Raw genomic sequence first — 13948 nt, 5'->3', positions numbered from 1 at the left:
AGGCGCGCTGACGGCACGCGATGGACGGCCCGCGAAAAGCGCCGCCAGCCGGCTTCTGCGACAATACCGGGATCAGGAATTGTACGGGAAAGCGCCCAGCGAAGCGCGGCTCCCGCGCGGCGCGGCGGCCCTCGGGCCGGGCGTTTCGCGCGGCTCGCCCAGGCTCTTCGAGCCTCCTTGCGCCGCTGCGAACTCCGGCACTTCCACTCTCTCCCCGAAGACCCATGCGCCGCGCCCTGCCGTCCGAACCCTCGCCGATTTCCACCCAGCCCCGCAACGACTGGCAGACCATTGTGTCGCTGCTGCCGTATCTCGCGACCTACAAATGGCGCGTCGGCTTCGCGCTCAGTTGCCTGATTGGCGCGAAGGTCGCCAATCTCGGCGTGCCGATCGTGATGAAGCGGATCGTCGACAGCCTCGCGTCGGTCCAGCATCTGACCGCGCTCGGCCGCGCGCAGGACGCGCCCGGCATCGTGCTGCTCGGCGGCGTCGGTCTGTTAGTGGTTGCCTACGCGGTGGTGCGGCTGTCCACGTCGTTCTTCACCGAACTGCGCGAGATTCTGTTCTCGAAGGTGACCGAAAGCGCGGTGCGCCAGCTCGCGCTGAAAGTGTTCCGTCATCTTCACGGGCTGTCGTTGCGCTTTCATCTGGAGCGGCAGACGGGCGGGATGTCGCGCGATATCGAACGCGGCACCCGCGGGATCACGCAGCTGATTTCGTATTCGCTGTACAGCATCCTGCCGACGCTGGTCGAAGTCAGTCTCGTGCTGGGCTTTTTCGTCGTCAAATACGAGGCCTATTACGCGATCGTCACGTTCGCCGCGCTCGCGGTGTACATCGTGTTCACCGTGAAGGTCACCGAATGGCGCACGCATTTTCGCCGCACGATGAACGAGCTCGATTCGAAGGCGAACTCGCGCGCGATCGATTCGCTGCTGAACTACGAGACGGTCAAGTACTTCGGCAACGAGGAGTGGGAGGCGAGCCGCTACGACGACAATCTGAAACGCTATCGCAGCGCGGCGATCAAGTCGCAGCGCTCGCTGTCGGCGCTGAACTTCGGCCAGCAGGCGATCATCGGCACCGGACTGGTGTTTATTCTGTGGCGCGCGACTCAGGGCGTGATGGCCGGGCGCCTGACGCTCGGCGATCTGGTGCTGATCAACACGTTCATGTTGCAGCTCTATATTCCGCTGAATTTTCTCGGCGTCGTGTATCGCGAGCTCAAGCAGAGCCTGACCGACATGGACCGGATGTTCTCGCTGCTCGGCGCGCCGCAGGAAGTGCCCGACGCGCCCGATGCGCGCGCGTTGCAGGTGAGCGGCGCGCAGGTGCGTTTCGAGCACGTGAGCTTCGGCTATGAACCGACGCGGCAGATTCTGCACGACGTCAGCTTCACGATCGCGGCCGGCACGACGACCGCGGTGGTCGGCCATAGCGGCTCGGGCAAGTCGACGCTCGCGCGGCTGCTGTTCCGCTTCTACGATCTGCAGCGCGCCGACGGCGGCGCGATCCTGATCGACGGGCAGGACATTCGCGACGTCACCCAGGATTCGCTGCGCGCGTCGATCGGCATCGTGCCGCAGGACACCGTGCTGTTCAACGATTCGATCTACTACAACATCGCGTACGGCCGGCCGTCGGCGAGCCGCGACGAAGTGATCGCCGCCGCGCGCGCCGCGCATATTCACGAGTTCATCGAAAGTTTGCCGAAAGGCTATGACACGCCGGTCGGCGAGCGCGGGCTGAAGCTGTCGGGCGGGGAAAAGCAGCGGGTCGCGATTGCGCGGACCATCCTGAAGAATCCGCCGATCCTGCTGTTCGACGAAGCGACCTCCGCGCTCGATTCGCGCTCCGAGCGCGCAATCCAGCATGAACTGGACGTCATCGCGCGCGAACGCACGACACTGATCATCGCGCACCGGCTGTCCACGGTCGTGCACGCGCAGCAGATCATCGTGATGGACAAGGGGCGGATCGTCGAGCGCGGCACGCACGCGCAATTGCTGCGCGCGAACGGGCTGTTCGCGCAGATGTGGGCGTTGCAGCAGCGCGCCGCGCAGACGCCGGAGGTGCCGCCGGACGCGCCGGAGGCGGTCAGCGGCGAAGTCGGCGCGGATTCCGGCGCGCGGTGAGCAGGGCGGCCGTTAGTACGGTCAGCGCGCCCGCAATGCCTGGTCTAGCGCCTCCAGCTGCGCCTGGGTCCCGACGTTCTCCCACAGGCCTTCATACAGCTCGCCGCTCGCGAGCCCACGCGCGATCGTCTCGCGATAGTACGGGCTCAGCGCGCGCCGCGTGCCGCGCGGCAGAGCGCGGAACATCCGCGTGTCGTACAGCCCGAAACTCGCGAACGTGAAACGCGGCTGCGTATCGAGCGACAGCACGCCGTCAACGAGACCGAAGTCGCCGTGCGGATGAAACGCCGGGTTCGGCACCATCACCAGATGCATGCCCGGCTCGGGCAGCGCCTGCAAGCGCGCGGCGTGCGCGTGCAGCGTCGCGTAGTCGAACTCGGTGTAGACATCGCCGGCGAGCGCGACGAACAGCTGGTCGGCGCCGCCGTCGGTCAATAGCGGCAACGCCTGCGCGATCCCGCCGGCGGTTTCCAGCGCTTCATGCTCGGCCGAGTAGCGCAACTCGACGCCCCAGCGCGAACCGTCGCCGAGCGCCGCTTCGAACTGCTCGCCGAGCCACGCATGATTGATCACGATGCTGCGGATGCCGGCCCGCGCGAGCCGTTCGATCTGCCACACGATCAGCGGCGCGCCGCCGGCTTCGAGCAACGGCTTCGGGCGCGCATCGGTCAGCGGACGCATGCGCTCGCCGCGCCCGGCGGCGAAAATCATCGCTTTCTTGATGGACATCGTGCTCGCTCAGAACGTGTAGCCGACTTCCTGCGCGCGGCCTTCGAGGTCGTCGAGCAGTTTCGCGAAGCCGCGCAGCGGCGCATAACGCTCCGCCACCTTGCGCGCGTAGCCGATGAAGCGCGGCAGGTCGTTCATGTAATGCGCCTTGCCGTCGCGGTAGTTGATCCGGCAGAACAGGCCGAGCACCTTGATATGGCGCTGCAGCCCCATCCATTCGAGCTGGCGGTAGAACTCGCCGAAATCCGGGTCGACCGGCAGGCCGGCTTTTTTGGCCCGCTCCCAGTAGTACGCGAAGCAGTCGAGTTCGAACTCCTCGTCCCAGCTCAGGAACGCGTCGCGCAGCAGCGACACCACGTCGTACGTGAGCGGTCCGTACACCGCGTCCTGGAAGTCGAGCACGCCGGGGTTCGGTTCGGCGATCATCAGATTGCGCGGCATGAAATCGCGCAGCATGAAGCCTTGCGGCTGCGCGCGCGCGCTCGCGACCAGCAGCGCGAACGTGCGATCGAGCAGCGCGCGGGTCTCTTCGTCGACCACGCGGCCCAGATGGCGGCCGATGAACCACTCGGGCATCAGCTCCATTTCGCGGCGCAGGAACGCTTCGTCGAACGGCGGCAGCACGTCTTCGCGCGAACTGAGCTGCCAGCGGATCAGCGCGTCGAGCGCGTCGCGCATCAGCGCGCGGGCGCGGCGGGTGTCGCCGGCGGCCTGCGCATCGGTCAGCGCGCCGAGGTACGACGCGCTGCCCAGATCGGTGACGAGCATGAAGCCGGCGTCGAAATCGACTTCGAGCACGCGCGGCACGTGCACGCCGGCGGCTGCGAGCAGTTCGGCGATCTGCGCGAATTCGCGGCATTTTTCCGGCGGCGGTGCGTCGACCGCGATCAGCGTGGCCGCGCCAGTGCCTTGCGGCGCCTTACCGGCGAGCCGGAAATAGCGGCGGAAACTGGCGTCGGAAGAGGCGGCGACGAGGCTGTCGAGCTCGAGCGCATGATGCGCCGCGTGGCCTTGCAGCCAGGCTTTGAGCAGGGAGAGACGGGAGTCTTGGTGGGCTTGGGTGGCGGGCAGCGTCATGAAAACCGGCGGCAAATTCTTGGGGGCAACGTCTTGCCATATAATACCCCACGACTTTTTTGACGCGACTCACACGCCAGCTTTTGCGTGTTGCGTTTTACCGCCCGCCTTAGCATCGGCAAATAGTGAATCCAGTGGTGCAGCCGACTCTCGCGGTCGCGATGCGCAGGCGGTGGATCGTGACGACGGCAAGCCTGGCTCACGGGTCGATTCGCCAAACGATACATGCCGCCCAGACAGCTTTCCGATTCCACTCCCTCCTGTGCAGTAGTGCCGCGCAAACGGCGGCTCGTCGCGGCGCTGGTTGCCGTTCCGGGTCTGATGCCCGCGCTTGCGCACGCCCAGCTGGCGGGGGAAGCTGCGCAGCCGCAACCGATCGATCCGCCGTGGGGCATGCAGATGGCCCCGCAGCTGGAAGAGCATCCGCGGCAAAGCGGCCAGCGGCCCGCCACCTTCGTGCTCGGCGAGCACGCGGCCGGCACGATCGACCAGGATCTCGCGGTCAAGGGTGCGGCCGAGGTGCGCCACGGCACCGCCGTGATCAAGTCCGACGCGCTGCACTATGACCAGGACACGGACATGGCCGACGCGTACGGCAATGTCCACGTGATCAATACCGGCAATACCTTCATCGGTCCCGAAGCGCATTTGCGCGTCGATTCGACCGAAGGGTTCATGACCTCGCCGAAGTACCACTTCAACGTGACGGGCGGCTCCGGCAGCGCGGAGCGGGTCGATCTGCTCGACGCCGAGCGCTCGGTGTTCACGCGGGGCACTTACACGGCGTGCGCGTGCGCGGACAACCCGGCCTGGTACATCAAGGGCAGCGAGTTCGATTTCGACACCGGTGCGGACGAAGGCGTCGCCTACAACAGCGTGCTGTTCTTCCAGGGCGTACCGGTGTTCGCGTCGCCGTGGCTGTCGTTCCCGCTGTCGGGCGACCGGCGCAGCGGGCTGTTACCGCCCACGTTTTCGCTCAGCTCGACCAATGGCTTCGAGCTGTCGGTACCGTATTACTTCAATATCGCGCCGAACCGCGACCTGACGCTCACGCCGCGGCTGATCTCGAAGCGCGGGGTGCAGTTGCAGGCCGCGTTCCGCTATCTGTCGCCGACGTACTCCGGCTCGATCACCGGCGAGTTCCTGCCCAACGACCGGCTGACGAAGACCAACCGTTACGCGCTGTACATCCAGCACAACCAGAACTTCGGTAACGGCTTCGGCGGCTACATCTATTACAACAAGGTTTCGGATAACACCTATCCGGAAGACCTGTCGTCGTCGGTCAACCAGTTCATGAACGGCACCCAGCTCCTGTATCAGCAGGAAGCCGGGTTGACCTACAACACCGGCCCGTGGTCGGTGCTCGCGCGCGAGCAGCACTGGCAGACGCTGGAGCCGTCGGTCGCGCCGTACGGCCGCGAGCCGCAATTGAACGTGAAGTACGCGAAGTACAACGTCGGCGGCTTCGACTTCGGCGCCGAGGCCGACTACACGCGTTTCCGCATCACTACCGCGGACGTGACCGAAGGCCAGCGGGTGATGTTCAACCCGTACCTGTCGTACTCGATGGTGGGGCCGGGCTACTTCGTCACGCCGAAGGTGCAATGGCACTTCGCGTCGTACGACCTGAACAACATCGGCACGGATCTCGCGGGCGTGCCGAATCCGCAGAAGAACTTCACCCAGTCGATTCCGACTTTCACGTTCGACACCGGGCTGATCTTCGAGCGGTCGGTGCGGGTGTTCGGCGCGGACTATATCCAGACGCTGGAGCCGCGCCTGTACTACGTGTACACGCCGTACCGCAATCAGGACAACGCGCCGCTGTTCGACACCGCCGAGTCCGACTTCGGTCTGGCGGAAATCTTCACGCCGAACACCTTCGTCGGTAACGACCGGATCGCCGACGCGAACCGCCTGACCGCGGGCCTGACCACCCGCTTCATCAACCCGGCGACCGGCGACGAACGCGCGCGCTTCGTGATCGCGCAGCAGTACTATTTCCGCGATCAGCGCGTCACGCTGCAGCCTAGCCAGACCAGCACCCAGGCGACCCACTCGGACCTGATCGTCGGCGCGTCCGTCAAGCTGGGCGCCGGTTTCGCGTCGGAAACGGCGTTCCAATATAATGCCGACAACAACCAGCTCGTGAAAACGAGCGTCGGTTTCGGCTTCAGCCCCGCGACCGGCAAGGTGCTCAACGTCGGCTATCGCTACACCCGCGCGAACACCACGCTGGACAACCAGCCGATCAATCAGATCGTGATCTCGGGGCAATGGCCGCTGACGCACCGGGTGTTCGGGGTCGGCCGCTTCAATTACGACCTCGGCGGCCACCGGATCGTCGACGGTCTGGTCGGGCTGCAATACGACGCGGACTGCTGGACGCTCGGCGCCGGTCTGCAACGCTATGCGAACGGCCTGAACACGTCGGGACAGAATCAGTCGAGTACGCGGTTCCTCGCGCAATTGACGTTCAAGGGCCTGTCGAGCGTCGACAACGGGCTGATCACCGCGTTCCGCAGCAGCGTCGCCGGTTACACGCCGCTGCCGCCGCCGCCGCCGCCCGAGTCGCGGTTCACCAATTACGAATGACGTTCGCGCGGTCATTCATGGCATGCGAAAAGACGGGCGAAGCGCCCGACATCATTGGAGTATCTGTGGCAATCATCAAACAGCTTCGCTTGGCAACGCTCGCGGCGGCTCTCGCCGGCGCGGCGTCTTTCCTTCCGGTTGCGCCGGCACAGGCGCAGGCGTTGGGCGGCAGTAGCGGCCAGACGGTCGACACCATCGCCGCGGTGGTCAACAACGGTGTCATCACGCGGCGCGAACTCGAAGAACGGGTCAGCCTGATCTCGCACCGCCTGAATCAGCAGAACGCGCCGGTGCCGCCGCTCGACCAGCTGCGCCAGCAGGTGCTCACGCAGATGGTGCTCGAGCGCATCCAGTTGCAGAAGGCCAAGGAAGACGGCATCAATATCGACGACGCGGCAGTGCAGCGCACGCTCGAGCGTCTCGCGCAAGCGAACAACATGACGTTCGAAATGTACCGCGCGCGGATCGAGGCGCAGGGCGTGCCCTGGAGCACGTTCACCAGCGACGCGCGCACCGAGCTGACGCTGTCGCGTCTGCGCGAGAAGGAAGTCGACAGCAAGATCACGGTGTCGGACGCCGAGGTCGCGAACTACATCGCCAGCCAGCGCGGCCCGAACGCCGGCCAGACCAACGACCTGCGGATCCAGCACATCCTCGTGAAAGCGCCGCTGAACGCGGCGCAGACCGACATCGAAGCGGCCCAGAAGAAAGCCGAAGCGCTGCTCGCCGAAGCGAAGGGCGGCGCCAGTTTCGAAAAACTTGCGAAGTCCAATTCGCAGGCCGCGGATGCCGCGAAGACCGGCGGCGATCTTGGTTTCCTCGCGCCGGCGAAGCTGCCGCCCGAGTTCGTGAAGGCCGCGTCGGCATTGCGTCCGGGTGAGGTCAATCCGGAGCTGATTCGCACCAACGACGGTTTCGAAATCGTCCGTCTGGTCGAGCGCCGCGCCGGTCAGGGCGCCAGCGCGGATGCGCCCAAGCTCGTGCAGACGCACGTGCGCCACATCCTGCTACGCGTCGGCGACGGTCAGTCCGAGCCGCAAGCGCGCCAGAAACTGCTCGACATCCGCAGCCAGGTCGCCGCGGGCGGCGACTTCGCGAAGTTCGCGCGCACCTACTCGCAGGACGGTTCGTCGTCGCAAGGCGGCGACCTCGGCTGGATCAGCCCGGGCGAAACCGTGCCGGAGTTCGAGCGCGCAATGAACTCGCTGCAGGACGGCCAGATCAGCGAGCCGGTGCGCAGCGAGTACGGCTACCACCTGATCCAGGTGCTGGGCCGCCGCGACGCGGAAGGCTCGATCTCGCAGCAGATGGACCTCGCGCGTCAGGCGATCGGCCAGCGCAAGGCGGAGCAGGCATACGCGGACTGGCTGCGCGAGCTGCGCGACACCGCGTACGTCGAAGTGAAGCCCAGCGTGACCGGCGTGCAATAAGCGGAATCACGTAATGACCAGCGCCGCCCCGTCCGTTCAACGCCCGCTGCAGATCGCGATCACGACCGGCGAGCCCGCCGGCGTCGGTCCGGAGCTGACCGCGCAGGCGCTGGCCGGCGCGGCCGCGCACTGGCCCAACGCACAGTTCACCGTACTCGGCGACGCGCAGTTGCTGGCCGAACGGGCGCGCGCGGTCGGCGTCGACTGGGCCGCGTTGACGAGTGGCGGTGCGCGCGTGCGGGTCGAACATCACGCGCTCGGTGCGCCGTCGCGGGCGGGCAAGCTCGACGCCGCGAACGGCCGCTATGTGCTCGATCTGCTCGACGCGGCGATCGACGGCGCGGTGGCCGGCAGCTTCGACGCGATCGTCACCGCGCCGCTGCAAAAAAGCACGATCAACGATGCCGGTGTGCCGTTCACCGGCCACACCGAATATCTGGCCGAGCGCACCCACACCCCGCGGGTCGTGATGATGCTGGCCGGCACCGGCAAGCGGCCGCTGCGGGTTGCGCTCGCGACCACCCATCTGCCGCTGAAGGACGTGTCGGCAGCGTTGACGATCGACAGCCTCGTCGACACGCTGCGCATCATCGATCAGGATTTGCGCCAGCACTTCGGTCTGCCCGCGCCACGTATTCTGGTGACCGGACTGAACCCGCATGCGGGAGAAAACGGCTACCTCGGCCGCGAGGAAATCGACGTGATCACACCGGCGTTGCAGCAGGCGAACGGCGCGGGCATCGACGCGCGCGGGCCGTATCCGGCCGACACGCTGTTCCAGCCGCGCTATCTCGACGAAGCCGACTGCGTGCTGGCGATGTTCCATGACCAGGGCCTGCCGGTGCTCAAATACGCGACGTTCGGCGAAGGCATCAACGTGACGTTGGGATTGCCGATCATTCGCACGTCGGTCGACCACGGCACCGCGCTCGATCTGGCCGGCACCGGCCGCGCCGACGCGGGCAGCCTGATCGCCGCGATCGATACCGCGGTGTCGATGGCGCGGCATCGGCGCGGCGGCTGATGGCGCTCGCGCTGTAAGCGGGCCGTTCGCGCATGGCGCGGCTTCCCGCGGTTTTCCCGCGGTTTTCCCGCGGTTTCCCTTTTCTCAAGCAGTTTTCTTTCTAGCGTTTCTTTCTTCGATGTCCACCAGCAGACAGCAAGGCCGGCACCAGGGCCATCTCGCGCGCAAGCGTTTCGGTCAGAACTTTCTGGTCGACATGGGCGTGATCGATTCGATCGTCGACGTGATCCGGCCGCAGCGCGGCGAGCGCATGGTCGAGATCGGGCCGGGGCTTGGCGCGCTGACCGAACCGCTGATCGAGCGGCTCGCGACGCCCGAGTCGCCGCTGCACGCGGTCGAACTGGACCGCGATCTGATCGGCCGTCTGAAAACGAAGTTCGGCGCTCTGCTCGAACTGCACGCGGGCGACGCGCTCGCGTTCGACTTCGGTTCGCTCGCGGCGCCGGGCGAGAAGGCGTCGCTGCGCATCGTCGGCAATCTGCCGTACAACATCTCGAGTCCGCTGCTGTTTCATCTGGCGACTTTCGCCGAGCGCGTGATCGATCAGCACTTCATGCTGCAGAACGAGGTGGTCGAGCGGATGGTCGCGGAGCCGGGCACCAAGGCGTTCAGCCGGCTGTCGGTGATGCTGCAGTACCGCTACGTGATCGACAAGCAGCTCGACGTGCCGCCCGAGTCATTCCAGCCGCCGCCCAAAGTCAATTCGGCGATCGTCCGGATGATTCCGTACGAGCGGCATGAACTGCCGGTGGTCGACGAAAAGGTGCTCGGCGAAGTGGTGACGGCAGCGTTCTCGCAGCGTCGCAAGATGCTGCGCAATACGTTGTCGGCGTTTCGCGATGCCGTCGATTTCGACGCGCTCGGTTTCGACCTGCAACGGCGCGCGGAAGACGTGCCGGTCGCCGAATATGTGAGCGTCGCGCAGGCGGTGGCGGCGCGCTCGGCGGGGGCGGCGCAGTAAGCGCCGCGCCGGGCGGACGCTAACCGGCGGCCCGTTTCGCCGGCGCGTTGACCAGCGCGATCCCGCTCAACGCCAGCAGCGCGGCGACCAGAAAGCGCGTGCTGAACGACTCGCCGAGCAGCAGCACGCCGAAGGTCACGCCGAACAGCGGCGTCAGAAACGAAAACACCGACAGCCGCGAAGCGATATAGCGCGTCAGCAACCAGAACCACAACAGATAGCTGACGAACGCGACCACCACCGCCTGATACGCGAGGCTCGCGAGCGCGAGCGGCGTCACCGTCTCGACCCGCATCTGGCCGAGTCCGAGCGCAAGCGCGAGCAACACCGCCGCCGATACCGCCAGTTGATAGAACAGCGTCTTGCTCGCACTCGTATGCGCGAGTCGCGTGCCGCGCACGACCACGGTAGTCGCGGCCCACGCGATGCCGGCCAGCACGCCGAGCGCATCGCCGGCGGCACCCGCGAGCGTCGAGCCGTGCGTTGCGCCGGCGCCCGGTGTTGCAGCCGAACCCGCGCCAGGATGCAGGAAGCCATCCGCGAATGCGAGCGCGATCCCCGCGAACGCGACGCCGATGCCGAGCCATTGGATCCGCCGCATCCGTTCGCCGTCGACGAACCAGTGCAGCCCGAGCGCGGTAAAGCACGGCGCGGTGTACAGGAACACCGCTATGCGCGACGCACTCGTCAGCGTGAGGCCGAGAAAGATGCAGACGAACTCGGCCGCGAACAGCACCCCGGCGAGGAGTCCCGCGCCGAGCGTGCCGTCGTCGCGAAACAGCGGCGTGCCGCGCGAGCGTGCCCACGCCCACACCAGCACCGACGCGATCGCCGAGCGCAGCCCCGCCTGAAAGACCGGCGGCAGCGCCACATTGGTGGTTTTGATCGCGACCTGCTGCAGGCCCCAGATCGCGCACAAGCCGACCATCAGCAGCATTGCGAAGCTATCCGGCGCGCGGCGCGCGGGTGAGGCAGTGGTCGTGCTCATGGGCGGGGTCGGGGGACGCGGGAATGTCTCAGGATGTTATGTTCGAGCGGCGTGCACGATGCGCTCGCGCGGCAGACGCATACGATAGCAAACCTGCCTGCGCGGCGAGCGAAGTGCGCCGGCCGCGTCGTTCATTCACGCCGCGCGACGAGGCACGCGGGATGCTGCTTCGTCCTGCAACGGCGCCCGATTCCGGGTACATTTACGGTCTCGTTATTCAGCAACAAAAGGGAGTGCGCAATGCGCCTGCTTCACACCATGCTCCGCGTCGGCGACCTCGATCGTTCGATTAATTTCTACACCGAACTGCTCGGCATGAAACTGCTGCGCCGCGAAGACTATCCGGACGGCAAATTCACGCTGGCTTTCGTCGGCTACAGCGATGAGCGAGACGGCACGGTCATCGAACTGACGCACAACTGGGACACGCCGTCGTACGATCTGGGCAACGGTTTCGGCCACCTCGCGGTGGAAGTCGAAGACGCGTATGCCGCGTGCGAGAAGATCAAGGCGCAGGGCGGCAATGTCGTGCGCGAAGCCGGCCCGATGAAGCACGGCACGACCGTGATCGCGTTCGTCACCGATCCGGACGGCTACAAGATCGAATTCATTCAGAAGAAAAAGTGATGTGAGCGGCGGGCGACGCGGTTGGATACGCGTCACCGCCGCCCCTCTGTCGCCGCCGCGTCAAAGCGTCGGCAACAACTCCGGCGGATGCGACTTCAGCGTCTGCCGCGCCTCGCGAAACTCCGGAAAAATCGATTCGACGGTCTGCCAGAAGCGCGGACTGTGATTCATCTCGCGCAGATGCGAGAGTTCGTGCGCGACCACGTAGTCGATGATCGACAGCGGGAAGTGGATCAGCCGCCAGTTCAGGCGGATCTTGCCGTCGCTCGAACAACTGCCCCAGCGCGTCGCCGCCGACGACAGCGCGTACGTCCGATAACTCACTCCCAGCTTCTGCGCGTAGATCGCGAGCCGTTCGCCGAACAGGCGCTTCGCTTCGCCTTGCAGCCAGCCCTGCACGCGGTCCTTGATCTGCTGCGGATCGGCCTGTGACGGCAGCGGCAATTGCAGGATGGCCTGCTGCGGATCGAACGCGAGCGTCCCGCGCGGCGCGCCGAGCATCACGCGCACCGGCTGGCCCAGGTAGGGCACCTCGGCGCCATCCTTCCAGTCGATCTTCGGCAACGCGCGTTGCTCGACGCGCGTCTGCCATTCGATCAGCTTCGTGAAAATCCAGCGCTGTTTTTCGGTGATCGCGTTTTCGATGTCGGCGAGCGTGACCCAGCGCGGCGCGGTGATCGTGAGGCCGGTGCTGTCGATCGCGAAACCGATCGAGCGGCGTGCCGAGCGCTTGAGCGCGTAGTGCAGCGTGCGCGAACCGATGGTCAGGCTGCGCAGCTTGCTGCCGTCCGGCGCGAGCAGCGACGCGGGCGGCTGGAGCAGGGATGACGGCGCCGCCGCGCCGGGCAAAGCGGGCGCGGGCGACACAGGTGATGGAGACGACGCTGTCGACCCCGGCTCGGCGAAGAGCGGGAGATCGAGTTGCCGGTTTTCGAGCGCCGCGGCGGGTTGCGGCGTGGGAGACTTCTGCATCGGCTTCGCTTCGCGCAACGCGCCCTGAGGGCGTGGCGCGTCAGATGGGAGCGGCGGCGGAATCGTCGGCCGCCGCGCGGTACGCAGCGGGATCGATGCGGCGCATTTCGGCTTCGATCCACTGCTCGACGCGCTTGTTCACTTCATCGGGCGTGAGGCCCGTCGTGTCGATCGGCTTGCCGATCGACACCGTGACTATACCCGGATATTTCAGGAACGAGTTACGCGGCCAGACGCGGCCCGCGTTGTGCGCAATCGGCACGACCGGCGCGCCGGTCGCGATCGCGAAGCGCGCGCCGCCCGTCTTGTACTTGCCCTGCTTGCCGGTCGGCGTGCGGGTGCCTTCCGGGAACATGATCACCCACGCGCCTTCGGCCATGCGCGTCTTGCCCTGGTTGATCACCGACTCGAACGCGTACTTGCCTTCCTTGCGGTTGATGTGAACCATCTTCAGCATGCCGAGCGCCCAGCCGAAAAACGGCACGTACAGCAGCTCGCGCTTGAATACGTAGCACAGTGGCCGCGGCATCAGCGCCGGAAAAGCGAGCGTTTCCCACGCCGACTGGTGCTTCGACAGCAGCACGGCCGGACCGTCGGGCAGGTTCTCGTAGCCTTCGATCCGATAGCGGATGCCGTTCAGCCAGCGCACTGTCCACAGCGTCAGACGGCACCAGCCGGCCGCCATCCAGTAGCGGTTTTCCGCGCGCAGGAACGGGAACGCGATGAAGCACGCGGTCGCGTACGGCACCGTGACCAGCACGAAATAGATCAGCAGCAGCAGGGAGCGGAGTGTGCGCATCGGCGTAAAGATTGGGGGTAGGGAGCGCGCGCGGCACGCGAGGGTGCCGGCTTCACTCCTGGGCGTCGGCGAGGAAGTCCAGCGCGAACGCGCGCAGGTCGTCGTGCACGATCGTGCCTTCGGGCAGGCCGCCGGCGGCGAGCGTCTTGCGGCCCTTGCCGGTCAGCACCAGATGCACCGGATGACCGAGCGCCGCGCCCGCCTGCAGGTCGCGCAGCGAATCGCCGACCACGTGCGTTTGCGCGGGATCGATTTCGAAGCGCTCGGCGATCATCTTCAGCATGCCGGGCTTCGGCTTGCGGCATTCGCAATGATCTTCCGCCGTGTGCGGGCAGAAGAACACCGCTTCGATGCGCGCGCCGACCGCGGCGGCGGCGCGGTGCATCTTCAGGTGCATGGCATTCAACGCGTCCATGTCGAACAGGCCGCGGCCGATACCCGACTGATTGGTCGCGACCGCGACGCGATAGCCCGCCTGGTTCAGGCGCGCGATCGCTTCGAGCGCGCCGGGCAGCGCGACCCACTCGTCCGGCGATTTGATGAACGCGTCGGAGTCGACGTTGATCACGCCGTCGCGGTCGAGAATCACCACTTTCTTGTTCGGCATG

12 protein-coding genes are annotated in these 13948 nt (G+C 66.2%); 6 read left to right on the top strand and 6 right to left on the bottom strand.

What is annotated here, in order from left to right; translation table 11 throughout:
- Positions 1-224: 224 nt before the first annotated feature.
- Positions 225-2135 (top strand): ABCB family ABC transporter ATP-binding protein/permease, encoded by a 1911-nt coding sequence (locus LJ656_RS05205; RefSeq protein ID WP_230508203.1) that lies wholly within the window; start codon positions 225-227, stop codon positions 2133-2135.
- Between the two features lie 21 nt (positions 2136-2156).
- On the opposite strand, the gene murU is transcribed toward LJ656_RS05205, so the two are convergent.
- Both murU and LJ656_RS05195 read right to left on the bottom strand, forming a co-directional pair.
- Positions 2157-2864 carry an N-acetylmuramate alpha-1-phosphate uridylyltransferase MurU gene (gene murU, locus LJ656_RS05200; protein WP_230508202.1) on the bottom strand — a complete coding sequence of 236 codons (708 nt, stop codon included), beginning with the start codon at positions 2862-2864 and terminating at the stop codon, positions 2157-2159.
- Positions 2865-2873: 9 nt separating this feature from the next.
- Complete coding sequence (locus LJ656_RS05195; protein ID WP_230508201.1) at positions 2874-3941, bottom strand: aminoglycoside phosphotransferase family protein; 1068 nt, start codon at positions 3939-3941, stop codon at positions 2874-2876.
- A gap of 225 nt (positions 3942-4166) precedes the next feature.
- Between LJ656_RS05195 and LJ656_RS05190 the strand changes: the two genes are divergently transcribed.
- The 4 genes from LJ656_RS05190 (at position 4167) to rsmA (ending at position 9954) form a co-directional block, all read left to right on the top strand.
- Positions 4167-6539 carry an LPS-assembly protein LptD gene (locus LJ656_RS05190; RefSeq protein ID WP_230508200.1) on the top strand — a complete coding sequence of 791 codons (2373 nt, stop codon included), beginning with the start codon at positions 4167-4169 and terminating at the stop codon, positions 6537-6539.
- Positions 6540-6604: 65 nt separating this feature from the next.
- Positions 6605-7969, top strand: coding sequence for a peptidylprolyl isomerase (locus tag LJ656_RS05185; protein WP_230508199.1), 1365 nt, complete (start codon positions 6605-6607; stop codon positions 7967-7969).
- A gap of 13 nt (positions 7970-7982) precedes the next feature.
- Positions 7983-8993, top strand: a complete 1011-nt coding sequence (gene pdxA / locus LJ656_RS05180; RefSeq protein ID WP_230508198.1) for a 4-hydroxythreonine-4-phosphate dehydrogenase PdxA — start codon at positions 7983-7985, stop codon at positions 8991-8993.
- 118 nt (positions 8994-9111) lie between these two features.
- Positions 9112-9954, top strand: coding sequence for a 16S rRNA (adenine(1518)-N(6)/adenine(1519)-N(6))-dimethyltransferase RsmA (gene rsmA / locus LJ656_RS05175; protein ID WP_230508197.1), 843 nt, complete (start codon positions 9112-9114; stop codon positions 9952-9954).
- A gap of 19 nt (positions 9955-9973) precedes the next feature.
- On the opposite strand, the gene LJ656_RS05170 is transcribed toward rsmA, so the two are convergent.
- Positions 9974-10942: a DMT family transporter gene (locus LJ656_RS05170; protein ID WP_230508196.1), complete on the bottom strand. Its 969-nt coding sequence runs from the start codon at positions 10940-10942 to the stop codon at positions 9974-9976.
- Positions 10943-11182: 240 nt separating this feature from the next.
- Here LJ656_RS05170 and gloA point away from each other — a divergent pair, with 240 nt between their 5' ends.
- The gene (gene gloA, locus LJ656_RS05165) at positions 11183-11569 is read left to right on the top strand and encodes a lactoylglutathione lyase (protein ID WP_230508195.1); all 387 of its coding nucleotides are present in this window, start codon (positions 11183-11185) and stop codon (positions 11567-11569) included.
- A 60-nt stretch (positions 11570-11629) separates the two neighbouring features.
- Here gloA and LJ656_RS05160 read toward each other — a convergent pair whose 3' ends face one another.
- From LJ656_RS05160 to gmhB, 3 genes are read right to left on the bottom strand one after another with little or no spacing between them, the layout of a single operon-like run.
- Entirely contained in the window at positions 11630-12541 is a 912-nt protein-coding gene (locus tag LJ656_RS05160) for a M48 family metallopeptidase (protein WP_230508194.1), read from the bottom strand.
- 40 nt (positions 12542-12581) lie between these two features.
- Complete coding sequence (locus LJ656_RS05155; RefSeq protein ID WP_230508193.1) at positions 12582-13340, bottom strand: lysophospholipid acyltransferase family protein; 759 nt, start codon at positions 13338-13340, stop codon at positions 12582-12584.
- A 52-nt stretch (positions 13341-13392) separates the two neighbouring features.
- Positions 13393-13947: a D-glycero-beta-D-manno-heptose 1,7-bisphosphate 7-phosphatase gene (gene gmhB, locus LJ656_RS05150; protein WP_230508192.1), complete on the bottom strand. Its 555-nt coding sequence runs from the start codon at positions 13945-13947 to the stop codon at positions 13393-13395.
- Position 13948: the final 1 nt, after the last annotated feature.

The sequence above is a fragment of the Paraburkholderia sejongensis genome, from assembly GCF_020880815.1.
Lineage (GTDB): Bacteria > Pseudomonadota > Gammaproteobacteria > Burkholderiales > Burkholderiaceae > Paraburkholderia > Paraburkholderia sejongensis.
This window is presented reverse-complemented; position numbering and strand designations above follow the sequence as displayed.

Coding starts and splice junctions, on each gene's coding strand:
- LJ656_RS05205 (WP_230508203.1), top strand. CDS start 225: ATGCGCCGCGCCCTGCCGTCCGAACCCTCGCCGATTTCCACCCAGCCC.
- murU (WP_230508202.1), bottom strand. CDS start 2,864: ATGTCCATCAAGAAAGCGATGATTTTCGCCGCCGGGCGCGGCGAGCGC.
- LJ656_RS05195 (WP_230508201.1), bottom strand. CDS start 3,941: ATGACGCTGCCCGCCACCCAAGCCCACCAAGACTCCCGTCTCTCCCTG.
- LJ656_RS05190 (WP_230508200.1), top strand. CDS start 4,167: ATGCCGCCCAGACAGCTTTCCGATTCCACTCCCTCCTGTGCAGTAGTG.
- pdxA (WP_230508198.1), top strand. CDS start 7,983: ATGACCAGCGCCGCCCCGTCCGTTCAACGCCCGCTGCAGATCGCGATC.
- rsmA (WP_230508197.1), top strand. CDS start 9,112: ATGTCCACCAGCAGACAGCAAGGCCGGCACCAGGGCCATCTCGCGCGC.
- LJ656_RS05170 (WP_230508196.1), bottom strand. CDS start 10,942: ATGAGCACGACCACTGCCTCACCCGCGCGCCGCGCGCCGGATAGCTTC.
- gloA (WP_230508195.1), top strand. CDS start 11,183: ATGCGCCTGCTTCACACCATGCTCCGCGTCGGCGACCTCGATCGTTCG.
- LJ656_RS05160 (WP_230508194.1), bottom strand. CDS start 12,541: ATGCAGAAGTCTCCCACGCCGCAACCCGCCGCGGCGCTCGAAAACCGG.
- LJ656_RS05155 (WP_230508193.1), bottom strand. CDS start 13,340: ATGCGCACACTCCGCTCCCTGCTGCTGCTGATCTATTTCGTGCTGGTC.
- gmhB (WP_230508192.1), bottom strand. CDS start 13,947: ATGCCGAACAAGAAAGTGGTGATTCTCGACCGCGACGGCGTGATCAAC.